The sequence below is a fragment of the Actinomadura syzygii genome (genome assembly GCF_008085905.1).
Lineage (GTDB): Bacteria > Actinomycetota > Actinomycetes > Streptosporangiales > Streptosporangiaceae > Spirillospora > Spirillospora syzygii.
In genome coordinates, this window is sequence record NZ_VSFF01000008.1 from 497,298 (window position 1) to 510,040 (window position 12,743).

The following is a 12,743-nucleotide window of genomic DNA, read 5'->3' on the forward strand; positions in this document are numbered from 1 at the left end:
GACGATGCGCCGATCCCGTGTGATCGCCGCCGTCGCCGCCGTGGCGGCGGTCGTGCTCGTGGGGACGGGGACGGTGTGGTTCCTGACCAGGGGCGACGACCCGAAGGAGACCGCGCGGCTCTACCTCGCGGCCTGGAGCAAGTCCGACCACGCCGCGATGAGGGCGCTGACCGACCGTCCGCCCGCCGACTTCGAGCAGCGCCTCGCGCGGCAGCGCGACGACCTGGGGGTGACCGGCCAGCGCTATGCCGTCGCCTCGGTCGGCAAGGTCAAGGACGGCGCGGCGGGCGGCGCGTACACCGCCGAGCTGCGGCTCGCCGGAGACCGCACCTGGACGTACCAGGCCGCGCTCCCGTTCGTGAAGCGGGACGGGAAGTGGCGCGTCCGGTGGTCGCCGGAGCTGCTGTACCCGGGGCTCAAGGAGGGCGAGCGGCTGCGCTCCGCCCGCGCCTGGCCCGACCGGGCGGCCGTCCTCGCGGCGGACGGCAGCGATCTGAGCAGCTCGCCGTCCGGGTCCGCGCAGCAGGTCGCCGGGCCGGTCGGGGCCGCGTCCGCGGAGGCCGCGAAGCGGCTCGGCCCGCCCTACCGGAAGGGCGACCCGGTCGGGTTGGACGGCCTCCAGCGGCAGTACGAGCGGCGCCTCGCCGGGACCCCGGCCCTCGCCGTGCAGATCGTCGGCGCGGACGGCACGCCGGTGAAGACGCTCAAGCGTTTCGGCGGCGCCGAGGGCAAGCCCCTTCAGACCACCATCGACCCGAAGGTGCAGGCCGCGGCGGGCAAGGCCCTGAGCGAGGCGAGCAAGCCCGCCGCGATGGTCGCGCTGCGGCCGTCCACCGGGGAGATCCTCGCCGTGGCGAACAAGCCCGGCGGCTACAACCGGGCGCTGATGGGCCAGTACGCGCCCGGCTCGACGTTCAAGGTCGTCACGGCGGCGGCGCTCGTCGCGGGCGGCATGGACGAGCGGACCAAGGTCGCCTGCCCGGCCACGACCACGGTCGGCGGACGCTCGTTCCACAACTACAAGCACGAGGACTTCGGGTCGATCCCGCTCCGCGAGGCGTTCGCGCACTCCTGCAACACGACGTTCGCGCGCCTCGCCGTGGACAAGCTCGGGGAGAAGCGGCTCGCGCAGGTCGCCGCCCAGTTCGGCTTCAACGCGCCGATCATCGCCGGGTCGCCCGCCGTCCGCGCCGCGTTCCCCGCGAACAAGGACGCCACCGCGTTCGCCGCCGCGTCCTTCGGCCAGGGCCAGGTGCTGACCAGCCCGCTCAACATGGCGGGCGTCGCCGCCGCGGCGGCGGACGGCACCTGGCGCTCGCCCCGCCTCGTCGCCGCCGCCGACGCCGCGCGGGCCGCCGACGCGGGCGGACGCAAGCCGGAGCCGCCGAAGAAGCTCGAACCCGCCGTCGAACGGGCCCTGCACACGCTGATGCCCGCCGTGGTCAGCGAAGGGACGGCGTCCGGCGTGGCGTTCCCGTCCGGGACGGCCGGGAAGACCGGCACCGCCGAGTTCGGGCAGGGCGACAACCCGCCCACGCACGCCTGGTTCATCGGCTACCGGAAGGACGTCGCGTTCGCCGTCATCGTCGAGGGCGGCGGGACGGGCGCGGAGGCCGCCGCGCCCATCGCCGCGAACTTCCTGAAGGGGCTCTGAGGCATCAGCCGCCGAGGCCGTCCGCGAGGATGCGGGCGGTCTCGGCGACGGCCTTCTCGTCGGCCGCGTCGCCCGCGCCCGGCCGCGTCGTCAGGATCGCCATGACCAGCGGGGCCCTGTCCGGCGGCCAGGTGATCGCGATGTCGACGGCGTTGCCGTAGACGCCCGCCGTGCCGGTCTTGTCGCCGACCGTCCAGGACTTCGGCAGTCCGGCGCGGATGCGCTCGTCCCCGGTCACCGTTGCCTTCAGCCAGCCGATGAGCCTTGCGCGGTCGGGCCGGGCGAGCGCGTCGCCGACCGTGAGGGCCCGCAGGTCACCGGCCCACGCGGCGGGCGTCGTGGTGTCGCGCTGCTCGCCCGGCCGCCAGTGGTTGAGGCCGGGCTCCGCGCGGTCGCTCCTGCTGGACGTGTCGCCCAGCGAACGGAGGAAGGCGGTCAGGCCGGACGGACCGCCGATCAGCTTCAACACCAGGTTCCCGGCCGTGTTGTCGCTCTGGGTGATCGTCGCGTGGCACAGGTCGGCGACGCTCATGCCGGTGCCGACGTGCTTCTTCGTCACCGGTGAGAAATCGCTCAGGTCGCTCTTCTCGTAGCGGATGACGCGGTCCATCAGCGCCGGGTCGGAGTCGCGCGCCTTCCGCAGGACCGCGCCGCAGGCCATCGCCTTGAACGACGACGCGAACGGGAACCGCTCGCCGCCCCGGTAGGAGACGAGGCTCCCCGTGCCGGTGTCGACGGCGTACGCGCCGACGCGCACGCCACGGGCCTTCTCCAGCGCGCGAAGCTTCGCCGCGACCGCCTGCTGGGACGGCGCCTCCGCGGGTGCGCCGCTGTGGGACGCGCTGCTCCGCGGCTTCGGGGAGGCATCGGAGGCCGTCCCGCCGCACCCGGACAGGACGGCGAGAGTGAGGACGGCGAGCGCGAGGACCGAGGCGCCGAACGACGTCCGGAGCCCGGGAGCGAGTCTCGTCATGCCGGAGAGCAGACCAGGACGGGCGACGTCATGTCCAATATTGATATCGGGCGCGCTCGATAGGTGTCCTGATATTGACGCCGTCTGACCTGCGCCGACACCCGGTCACAGCCAGTCGCGCATCTTGAAGATCAGGTACAGGCCGACGCTGAACACGATGATGACGACCGTGCTCACCACGAACCCCGTGTGGTTCGAGAACCCCGGATAAGGGACGTTCTGCCCGTAGAAGCCGGTGACGGCGGTCGGCACCGCGATGATCGCCGCCCAGCTCGTCACCTTCTTCATCACCTCGTTCATCCGGTTGCCCTGGAGCGCCAGCCGCGTGTCGAGCAGGTCGGCGACGAGGTCGCGGAGGCCGTCCGTCCATTCCGCGACGCGGAGGGTGTGGTCGTAGACGTCCTGGAGGTAGGGGACGAGCTTCGGATCGACCAGGCGGTTGTCGCGGCGGAGCAGGGAGTTCAGCACCTCGCGCATCGGCAGCGCGATCCGGCGCAGGCCGGCGAGGTTCCGGCGGAGCTGGTAGCTGCGGTGCTGGATCTCCTTGACCGGGAACTCGTCGGCGAACACCAGGTCCTCGACCGTGTCGGCCTCCTCGTCCAATGCCTGGACGGCCGCCAGTTGCAGGTCGACGACGAGGTCGAGCATCCCGTACAGGAGGAAACCGGCGCCCGCGCCGTCGATGTCGGCGCCGGGGCTCTCGTCCCAGCGGCGGATGAGCGTGTCGACGTCCAGGCCGCCGTCCTGCCGCACCGTGACCAGCGCGCCCTTGGCCACGAACGCGGACAGCTCGCGCAGGGTCAGCTCGGCCCCGTGCACCACCGGGACGTACATGTTGACGAAGATGTAGCCGTCGTAGCGGTCGAGCTTCGTCCGCTCGTGCCGGGAGACGGCGTCCTCCACCGCGACGTGGTCGAGGCCCAGTTCGTCGCTGATGATCCGGAGGTCCTCCTGGCGGGGGCCGCACAGGTCGAGCCAGACGACCGTGCCGTCCCGCTCCAGGTAGTCGCTGATCTCGGTGACCGGGAAGCCCTCCGCCACGACCTCCCCACCGCGCCACGCCCGCGTGCGCGGCGGCGCCGTCCCGATCCGGTTCTCCGGATGCGCCTCGATGTCGGTCTCAGACGGATGCGATCCCATGCGCCGCTGTATACCCGACTCCGCTGCCCGGACGGGGCGCGGGGTCAGGTGCGGGGCGGGGCGGTCGAGCCGCGGATGATCAGTTCGCCGGGCAGGACGCGGGGGGCCGGGCGGCGGCCGGAGAGGAGCTCCAGCAGGGCCGTCATGCCCTGGGCGCCCAGCTCCTCGGCGGGCAGCCGGACGGTCGTCAGCTCCGGCTCCAGCGCGGTCGCGAGCAGCACGTCGTCGAACCCGGTCACCGACAGGTCGCCGGGGATGTCCAGGCCGCGCGCCCGCGCCGCCTTGTACGCGCCCGCCGCGATCAGGTCGTCGTCGCAGACCAGCGCGGTCGGCCGATCGGCACGGTCCAGCAGCCGCCCGGCCGCGTTCTTGGCGGACGTGGCGTCGATCGCGCACATCGACCGGCTCAGCACCCCGCCGGGCACGGCCGCGACGGCGGCGGCGAGGGCGCGGGCCCGCGCGCGGAACGTCCACTGGTCGACGGCGGCGGCGACGTGCCCGATCCGACGGTGGCCGAGTCCGGCCAGATGTTCGGCGATGCCCCGCATCCCCTCGGCGACCCCGAAGTCCACCGTGGGAACAAGCCCCGCGCCGTGCGGCCCGTGGTCGCCGGGCCCGTGGTCGCCGGGCCCTGGGGCGCCGGGTCTCGCGCCGCGCGGTGTCGGGCCGGCGGGGATGCTGGGGCCGCTGTCGAGCATGACGGCGGGGGTCTCGCGGAACCGGGCAAGCGCCTCCACCGCCATCGAGGACGCGAGGACGCCGTCGATCGCCTCGTCCGGTGACGCGAACGGGCCGTCCGGCGGGGTGTAGGACGGCGGGCCGGGGCAGGCGTCCTCGACCGGGCCGTTCGTGTCGTCCGGCCAGGTGGCGACGACGACGCCGAAGCCGTGCCGGGCCGCGACCCGCGCCGCGCCCGTGTAGACGGGGCCGAAGAACGGCGCGGTGAGCGTCGGGACCATCAGCAGGACGGTCCGCGTCGTGCCGAGCCGCAGGTTCCGGGCCGCCGGGTTCGGCCGGTAGCCGAGCCGCTCCGCCGCGCTGCGGACGCTCCGCGCGGTGGCGGGGGAGACCCGGCCCGTCCACTTGCCGCCCAGCACGAGCGAGACCGTGGACTGCGAGACTCCCGCCTCCTGAGCCACGTCCTTGCTGGTCGGACGGCCGAGTGCCGACACCTGCGCCTCCTCGGGACTGATCGCGGACAAATTCAGACTAGATCGCACGCCCGTCAAGTGGTACGTATGACGTCAAGGCGGAGTAATACGTATGACTTCATCGTGGAACTCGGGGGCGCGATGCGTGGTTATGTCGTCTTTCTGCGGAGGCCGTACGCGGGGCGGCTGCTCGGCGCCACCCTGCTCGGCCGCCTCCCCAACGGGATGGGGATGCTCGCCGTCGTGCTGCACGTCCGGTCGGACGGCGGCGGCTACCCGCTCGCCGGGACGCTCGCCGCGATCCTCGGCCTGGCCACGGCGGCGGGGCAGCCCGTACTCGGCCGCGCGATGGACCGGCTCGGCCAGCCGCGCGTGCTGATCCCGGCCGCGTGGGCGTCCGCCGCCGGGTTCGCCGCGCTCGCCGCCGTCGGGGCCGACCCGCTGCCGGTCGCCGTCGCCGCCGTGATCGCCGCCGGGTTCGCGACCCCGCCGCTGGAGGCCGGGCTCCGCGCGCTCTGGCAGGACGTCCTCGACGGCCCCGAGCAGGTCGACGCCGCCTACGCGCTCGACGCCGCCGCGCAGGAACTCCTCTTCACCGTGGGGCCGCTGCTCGTCGTCGCCGCGGCCGTCGCGAACACCGAGACCGCGCTGCTGCTCACCGGCGCGCTCGGCATCGCCGGGACGCTGATCGTCGCGCTGTCCGGGCCGTCGCGGCGGTGGCGGGGCGAGCCGCGCGCGTCCGACTGGGCCGGGCCGCTGCGCTCGCCGGGGCTGCGCGTCCTGCTGCTGTCGCTCGCCTGCGCCGGGATCGCGCTCGGCGTCTACGCGGTCGCCGTCGTCGCCTACGCGGAGCGGCAGGACAGCGAGGTCGCGTCCGGGCTTTTGCTCGCCTGCATGGCGGGCGGCGCGCTGACCGGCGGGATCGTGTACGGCGCGCGGCGCTGGGCGGGCGCGCCGCACCGGCGGCTGCCGTGGCTGATGGCCGCGCTCGCCGCCGGGTACGTGCCGCTCGTCCTCGCGCCGGGCCTCGCGGTCATGGCGGTGCTGGCGTTCGCCTCGGGCGTGTTCCTCGCGCCCGTGCTGGCGTGCAGCTTCACGCTCGTCGACCGGCTCGCCCCGAGCGGCACGGTCACCGAGGCGTTCGCGTGGGTCGTCGCGGCGGTCGGCGCGGGCGGATCGCTCGGCTCGTTCGTCGCCGGCGTCGGCCAGAACGTCGCGGGCGTCCCCGGCGCCTTCGCCGGAGCGGGCGCCGGTGGCCTGCTGGCCTTGACCCTCTGCCTACTAGGCGGCCGGACGCTTCTCCCCACCCCCGCCCAACCCGCACCCGTGAGCGCCGAAGCCTCCGCCTGACCCCAAGCCCGCGTGCTGGCCGGGTGGGGTTAGACCCAGGATTTGAACCAGATTCGGTCTTGCCATTCTGTGTAGGGGATCGTCTGGGCGGCCAGGATCGGGTAGAAGTAGGCGAAGTTCGCCAGGACCACCAGCAGGAAGGCGCCCGCGGCGGCGGCGCCTATCAGGCGGCGCAGGCTCGCGGTCTGCTGGGCCGCGTGGGCGCCGCCCGGTTCGTAGGGGTCCGGGCCGTACGGGGCCGGGGAGTTCGGGTAGGAGTCGTGGGCCTGGCCCGGACGTATGGCATGCGCGCCCGCCGCCCCCGCGGGGGCCGGGCCTATCAGGTAGCCGAGCACCAGGACGATCGCCAGCACCATGAACGGGATCAGCGGCGTCGCGTAGAACAGGAACATCGTCCGCTCGGAGAACGCGGACGGGAACCACGTCAGCCACCCGGCGAGGAAGCCGATCAGGATCGCCCCGGCCCGCCAGTCGCGCAGCATGAGCCAGATGCCCGCGACGATGACCAGCGCGATCAGCGCGCCCCACCACAGCGCGGGCGTGCCGATGCCGAGGATCTCGCGGGAGCAGCGCTTGCCCGCGCCGCAGGCGTCCGCGGGCTGGGTGTAGAAGAAGGCGACCGGACGCCGCAGGATCGGCCAGTCCCACGGCCAGGACTGGTACGGGTGCTTGTCGTCCAGTCCGGTGTGGAAGTCGAGCATCTGCTTGTGGTAGCGCCACAGGTCGGGCATGGCCTCGAACGGGCGCCACAGCATGCTGCCGGACGCCTTGCCGCGCCCCCACCCGCCGGGCTTGAAGATCCACCCCCACCAGGTGACGAGGTAGGTCACGAGGCTCACCACGACGAGCTGGACGAACGCGGGCACCGCCTCCAGCAGCATCGTCCCGGTGAACGGCGCCCTGACCCCGGCCGCGCGCCGCGCGCCGTAGTCCCACAGGACGACCATCAGCCCGAACGCCGCGATGTAGAAGACGCCCGTCCACTTGGTGGCGCAGGCGAGGCCGAGGCAGATTCCCGCGCCGTACCGCCAGCCATGTGCGAGGAACGGCCCGTACACCGACGTGTCGCCGCCCTCGATGCGCTCGGCGAGGATGCGCCGGGACCGTTCGCGGTCGTTCACCAGGCACGCGAACCCGGCGAGGATCCAGAACATGACGAAGATGTCGAGCAGCGCGGCCCGGCTGGTGACGAACTGGAGGCCGTCCAGGGCGAGCAGGAGCCCGGCGGCGCAGCCGAGGAGCGTCGAGCCGGTCATCTTCCGCGCGACCCGGCACAGGATCAGCACCGACAGCGTCCCGGCGACGGCGGGCACGAACCGCCATCCGAACGGCGTCGCGCCGAACATCCATTCACCGATCGCGATCATCCATTTACCGAAGGGCGGGTGCGCCACGAAGGCGGGCCCGTCGCCCCAGATGTTCGCGTGCTGATCGGCGATCAGCATCTTGTCGGCGTTCTGGACGGTGTTGTGCTCCCATCCGAACTTCAGCAGGGCCAGCGCGTCCTTCGCGTAGTAGGTCTCGTCGAAGACCACCGCGTTCGGCGACCCGAGCCGGTGAAAGCGCAGGTAGCCGGCGAAGAGCGTCACGAGCAGCGGGCCGAGCCAGCCGAGCAGCGGGCTGCCGGGGAGCGCGGGCGCCAGCCATTCCCGCAGCGGGGGAGGCCGCCGCCGAGAGCCGGGCGCCGCCGCGGGAGCGAGATCCGTCGTCGCCATCTTGCGAGCATATTTGCATTTCCCCCCTCCTTCGGGCCTTGGCGGCCTTTCCCAGGTGAGAGCGCTGGAACAATGGGGCGCGTGATGGGGACCCTCTTGCTCGCCGCCGCGCCGATCGGCCGGGCCGACGACGCGTCCGTCCGGCTCCGGGACGCGCTCGCCGCCGCCCCGGTGATCGCGGCCGAGGACACCAGGCGGCTCCGCCGGCTCGCCTCCGACCTCGGCGTGCCGCTCGCCGGGAAGGTCGTGTCCTACCACGACGCGAACGAGCGGACGCGGACCGCCGGGCTGGTCGCGGAGCTGCTCGCCGGACGGGACGTCCTCGTGATCACCGACGCGGGCATGCCCGGCGTGTCCGACCCGGGGTACCGGCTCGTCCAGGCGGCGGTCGCGGAGGGCGCGCCGGTGACGGTGCTGCCCGGACCGTCCGCCGTCACGACCGCGCTGGTCGCGTCCGGCCTGCCCACCGACCGGTTCTGCTTCGAGGGGTTCCCGCCGCGCAAGCCGGGGGAGCGGGCCCGGCGGCTCGGCGCGCTCGCGGACGAGCCCCGCACGATGGTGTTCTTCGAGTCCCCGCGCCGCCTGGACGACACCCTCGCCGCGATGGCGGACGCGTTCGGCGCGGACCGTCCCGCCGCCGTCTGCCGGGAGCTGACCAAGACCTACGAGGAGATCCGCCGCGGGACGCTCGGCGAGCTGGCCGCCTGGGCCGCGGACGGCGTGCTCGGCGAGATCACCGTCGTCGTCGGCGGCGCGCCCGAGCGGGCGGGCCTCACCGACCCCGCCGACCTGGCCGCCGCCGTCGCCGCCAGGGAGGACGCCGGAACGCCCCGCAAGGAGGCGATCTCCGAGGTCGCGAAGGAGAACGGCGCCCCGAAACGGGTGGTCTACGACGCGGTCCTGAAGGCTAGGAAATAGTCACCGGCATCAGAACGATCCGACCGGTTCTTTCGGGGAATAAGAGGCATCGGTGCGCCTCGGCGAGACGCATCATGGGTAGTGGGTGGACTTCATCGGGAGGGGGTGACAGCCGTGCGCGACACATGGTCGAGCCACGAATCCTGGGTCTTCGAGTGCCTGAACTGCACGACTACCTGGGACGAGGAGCTGGAGGTCCGGCACTGCGGGGACGGGCACGGCAACGAGGCCGTCATCTACGAGTTCGGCGGCCAGCCCTGCACCACGCCCTGGATGGATCGTTCCTGCCCGAAGTGCCAGAGCCAGAACGTCAAGGCGCGGTCGGCGAGCAGGCGCAGGCAGAGCGAGGCGCAGAAGGTGAACGGCAACGGCGACGTGGCGATGGTGTACCACCTCCGCCGCATGCACGCCTGGTGACCCGCGGACGGGCCTAGGCCGGGACCTCCGCCGCGTCGCGCGGCGCGGGGCGCTCCGGGGCGGGGGTCTCCTCCCGCTCCGGGCCGTCCCCGCGCCGGCGGAGTCGGCGCGTCCAGCCCCGGAACGTCGCGCGCGACGCGGGCCTGAACGCGATCCCCGCCGCGAGCGCCGCGAGCGGGACGGCGGGCAGCACGTACCGGTAGTCGAACTCGGCGGTCGCGGCGGGCGCGAGCAGCAGCCCGGTCGCGAGCGTCCAGGGCAGCAGCGCCTCGCCGCCGAACCGCCGCCACATCCCGGCGAGCCCGGCGAGCCCGATCAGCAGCACGACGCCGAGCATCGACCCGCGCAGGTAGAACACGTCCTGGTAGCCGCGGGCGACCCCGGCGAACGGCTCGACGACGCGGGTGCGGGCGTCGCCGCGCTCGTACGCCCTGGCCTCCGCGGACGCGATCGAGTTGCCGTCCATGTGCCAGTCGGGCAGCGGCCTGCTCGTCGTGCGGAACTCGTACTGCGCGTACGTCGCCGGGTCGGGGAAGACCGTCCGGTCCCAGCGGAAGACGCGGAGGAAGTCGTGCGCGACCACGCCCAGGTAGTCGAGCGGCTGCGCGATGATCGCGCGCTTGGCGTAGTCGCTGGCGAGGGCGTTGTTGTCGGGGCTGAACCGCGTCCCGGTGTAGCGGTTCAGCGGGGACTGGACGCTCCAGATGCCGAACTGGGACGTCTTCAACCGGTTCTCCGGCTCGGTGCACAGCGGGTACTCGCTGACCGGCAGGTCCTTCATCTGGTGGCAGTCGGCGAACTTGTAGACCCGCGCGTACAGGAAGATCCCGTTGCTCTCGGTGAGCGCGAACTTGCCGCTCTCTGCCTTGTACCAGCCCATGTAGCCGATGACCGGCAGCATGCACGCCGCCACCGTGACCGCGAGCAGCCGCCAGCCGCTGCGCCGGATCAGCATGTAGACGAGCACGCCGACCAGCACCGGCATCCCGACCGAGCGGGTCAGCCACGCCATCCCGACGAGCAGCCCGACCGCCGCCGCGATCTTCCAGGACGGCCGGTCCCGCCACAGCAGCAGCGTGACCGCGCTCATCACGAGGAACGTGAACATCGTGTCGGACAGGACGAGGTGTTCGAGCTGGAGCTGGTAGGCGTCCAGCAGGACGGGCGCGGCGGCGAGCGCGGCGCCCCAGCCGGGCAGCCGGAACCGGCGGCGCAGCAGCGCGTAGATCATCACGCCCATGCCGAGGCCCATGAGGTGCTGGAGGCCCGCGACCAGCGCGAAGCTGTGGAACGGCTTGAGGAACCACAGCAGGAAGGCGTAGCCGTCCGGCCGCAGCGGGTGCGGGTACGGGTCGGTCGCGACGTGGAGGTAGTCGAAGCTGTCGTTGAAGAACATCACCGGCTGGTAGCCGAGCATCGCGATCACGCGGACGAGCGCGGCTGTGGCGATGATCACACTGAACGCGGGGTGGCGGCGGGCGAGCGCCCACAGGCCGCGGCCGCGTCGGCCGCGCCGCGAACCGGCCGACTCCTCCGGCCCGGCGTCGTCCGCGGACGAGTCTTCCGTCGGCTCGTCCTTTTTCGGACGAGTCTTGGTATCGATTTCCGGACCGTCGGTAAAGACCTCGTCCGGATCCGGGGCGGTGGTCGTCCCGCCGGGCGTGTCGTGCGCGGCCGCCGAGTCGCCCACCACTGCCGTACCTCCCCTTCCGCGCCGGGCCCCCGGCCCGGCGGCGCCGCCGGGCCCGGCGGCGCCGAGGTCCCCGTCGCAGCGCGGTTCGCGTTCTCCGGCCAGCGTCACAGCAGTCCCACCCCTTCCGGGCCGCCGTGCCCGTATGCTTGACGTCCTAGCCTGCCGCCCGCGACCGTGGCGGTGAGTGCCTTTCGGTTGCAACTGCGCAACACGATACGGGTGCTCTTGACGAGAGCGACCATCATTACCCGTCCCCGGCAGGCATCATGAACGATGACGGGCCGCCGCGCGGAAGAACCGAGACAAACGGACAGCCCCGCAGACGGTCACGAGGGGTAACGAAGGAGATCGCGTGGAACTCTCCGTAGTGATGCCATGCCTGAACGAGGCCGAGACGGTCGCGACGTGCGTCCGCAAGACGATCGGCTTCTTCGAGGAGAAGGGCATCGACGGCGAGGTCGTCATCGCCGACAACGGCAGCACCGACGGCAGCCAGCAGCTCGCCCGGGACGCGGGGGCGCGCGTCGTCCCGGTGATCGACAAGGGGTACGGCAACGCGCTGATGGGCGGCATCCGCGCCGCGCGCGGCCGGTACGTCGCGATGGGCGACGCCGACGACTCCTACGACTTCACCACGCTCGGCCCGTTCCTTGACGAGCTGCGCGACGGCGCCGACCTCGTCATGGGCAACCGGTTCAAGGGCGGCATCGCCGACGGCGCCATGCCGCCGCTGCACCGCTACCTCGGCAACCCGGTGCTGAGCTTCGTCGGGCGGCTGTTCTTCGGCAGCAAGATCGGCGACTTCCACTGCGGGCTGCGCGCCTTCGACCGCGACGCGATCCTCCGCCTCGGCCTGCAGACCGGCGGCATGGAGTTCGCCAGCGAGATGGTCGTCAAGGCGACCCTGCACGGCTACGACATCCGCGAGGTGCCGACCACCCTCTCCCCGGACGGGCGGTCGCGTCCCCCGCATCTGAACACCTGGCGTGACGGTTGGCGTCATCTCCGCTTCCTCATGCTCTTCAGTCCCCGGTGGCTGTTCCTCATCCCGGGCCTTGTATTCATGACGCTCGGACTGCTCGCGGGGATCGCACTGTCCACCGGACCGGTCACGGTCGGGGAGATCGCCTTCGACGTCGACACGCTGGTCGGGGCGGGAGCCGCGCTGGTCATCGGCTTCCAGGCGGTGCTGTTCGCCTTGCTCACCAAGGTGTACGCGATGCAGGAGGGGTTCCTCCCGCACGACCGCCGGGTCCAGAAGGTCATCGACTGGTGGAGCCTGGAGCGCGGGCTGCTGCTCGGCGGGCTGCTCGCCGTCGCGGGCCTCGGCGGTCTCGTCGCGTCGCTGCTGCACTGGCGGGTCAACAGCTTCGGCGAGCTCGACCCGCGGCACTCGCTGCGCATCGTCGTCCCGGCCGCGACCGCGCTGGTGATGAGCCTCCAGGCGATCTTCGCGTCGCTGTTCGTCAGCATCCTCGGCATCCGCCGCCGCCAGCACCCGCCGCTCACCGACCCGGCCGAGGAGGCCGCGGGCGTGGTGGACGCCGCCGCCCGCAAGGCCGCCAAGGACGACGCCGAGAAGGGCGCCACGAAGGCGACCGGGAAGGTCCCGGCGGGGAACGTGGAGGCTGCGGCGGCCGAGCGCGACGGCGAGGACGGCACGTCGGAGGACTGACCACCGGCGTGCCACCGGCCCGCCGTCCGGCGGCACTGTGACAGGCTTGACCGGCAA

At 72.8% G+C, this 12,743-nt stretch carries 10 protein-coding genes; 5 read left to right on the forward strand and 5 right to left on the reverse strand.

The window, feature by feature from the left end; all coding sequences use genetic code 11:
• Nucleotides 1-4: 4 nt before the first annotated feature.
• The gene (locus FXF65_RS22775) at nt 5-1,654 is read left to right on the forward strand and encodes a penicillin-binding transpeptidase domain-containing protein (protein ID WP_148352010.1); all 1,650 of its coding nucleotides are present in this window, start codon (nt 5-7) and stop codon (nt 1,652-1,654) included.
• 4 nt (nt 1,655-1,658) lie between these two features.
• Here FXF65_RS22775 and bla read toward each other — a convergent pair whose 3' ends face one another.
• From bla to FXF65_RS22790, 3 genes are all read right to left on the reverse strand, one after another.
• Nucleotides 1,659-2,627, reverse strand: a complete 969-nt coding sequence (gene bla, locus FXF65_RS22780; protein ID WP_148352011.1) for a class A beta-lactamase — start codon at nt 2,625-2,627, stop codon at nt 1,659-1,661.
• Nucleotides 2,628-2,732: 105 nt separating this feature from the next.
• Entirely contained in the window at nt 2,733-3,767 is a 1,035-nt protein-coding gene (locus FXF65_RS22785; RefSeq protein WP_148352012.1) for a magnesium transporter CorA family protein, read from the reverse strand.
• Between the two features lie 44 nt (nt 3,768-3,811).
• Nucleotides 3,812-4,969, reverse strand: coding sequence for a LacI family DNA-binding transcriptional regulator (locus tag FXF65_RS22790; protein WP_246199005.1), 1,158 nt, complete (start codon nt 4,967-4,969; stop codon nt 3,812-3,814).
• A 72-nt stretch (nt 4,970-5,041) separates the two neighbouring features.
• Between FXF65_RS22790 and FXF65_RS22795 the strand changes: the two genes are divergently transcribed.
• Nucleotides 5,042-6,268, forward strand: coding sequence for an MFS transporter (locus FXF65_RS22795; protein WP_246199006.1), 1,227 nt, complete (start codon nt 5,042-5,044; stop codon nt 6,266-6,268).
• Nucleotides 6,269-6,297: 29 nt separating this feature from the next.
• Here FXF65_RS22795 and FXF65_RS22800 read toward each other — a convergent pair whose 3' ends face one another.
• The gene (locus tag FXF65_RS22800) at nt 6,298-7,983 is read right to left on the reverse strand and encodes a dolichyl-phosphate-mannose--protein mannosyltransferase (protein ID WP_148352013.1); all 1,686 of its coding nucleotides are present in this window, start codon (nt 7,981-7,983) and stop codon (nt 6,298-6,300) included.
• Nucleotides 7,984-8,067: 84 nt separating this feature from the next.
• Here FXF65_RS22800 and rsmI point away from each other — a divergent pair, with 84 nt between their 5' ends.
• Nucleotides 8,068-8,901, forward strand: coding sequence for a 16S rRNA (cytidine(1402)-2'-O)-methyltransferase (rsmI, locus tag FXF65_RS22805; protein ID WP_246199007.1), 834 nt, complete (start codon nt 8,068-8,070; stop codon nt 8,899-8,901).
• A 114-nt stretch (nt 8,902-9,015) separates the two neighbouring features.
• Nucleotides 9,016-9,318 carry a hypothetical protein gene (locus FXF65_RS22810; RefSeq protein WP_148352015.1) on the forward strand — a complete coding sequence of 101 codons (303 nt, stop codon included), beginning with the start codon at nt 9,016-9,018 and terminating at the stop codon, nt 9,316-9,318.
• A 13-nt stretch (nt 9,319-9,331) separates the two neighbouring features.
• Here FXF65_RS22810 and FXF65_RS22815 read toward each other — a convergent pair whose 3' ends face one another.
• Nucleotides 9,332-11,119, reverse strand: coding sequence for an AzlD domain-containing protein (locus FXF65_RS22815; RefSeq protein WP_246199008.1), 1,788 nt, complete (start codon nt 11,117-11,119; stop codon nt 9,332-9,334).
• 244 nt (nt 11,120-11,363) lie between these two features.
• Between FXF65_RS22815 and FXF65_RS22820 the strand changes: the two genes are divergently transcribed.
• Nucleotides 11,364-12,686, forward strand: a complete 1,323-nt coding sequence (locus FXF65_RS22820) for a glycosyltransferase family 2 protein (protein WP_246199009.1) — start codon at nt 11,364-11,366, stop codon at nt 12,684-12,686.
• Nucleotides 12,687-12,743 lie beyond the last annotated feature (57 nt).

Coding starts and splice junctions, on each gene's coding strand:
- FXF65_RS22775 (WP_148352010.1), top strand. CDS start 5: ATGCGCCGATCCCGTGTGATCGCCGCCGTCGCCGCCGTGGCGGCGGTC.
- bla (WP_148352011.1), bottom strand. CDS start 2,627: ATGACGAGACTCGCTCCCGGGCTCCGGACGTCGTTCGGCGCCTCGGTC.
- FXF65_RS22785 (WP_148352012.1), bottom strand. CDS start 3,767: ATGGGATCGCATCCGTCTGAGACCGACATCGAGGCGCATCCGGAGAAC.
- FXF65_RS22800 (WP_148352013.1), bottom strand. CDS start 7,983: ATGGCGACGACGGATCTCGCTCCCGCGGCGGCGCCCGGCTCTCGGCGG.
- rsmI (WP_246199007.1), top strand. CDS start 8,068: ATGGGGACCCTCTTGCTCGCCGCCGCGCCGATCGGCCGGGCCGACGAC.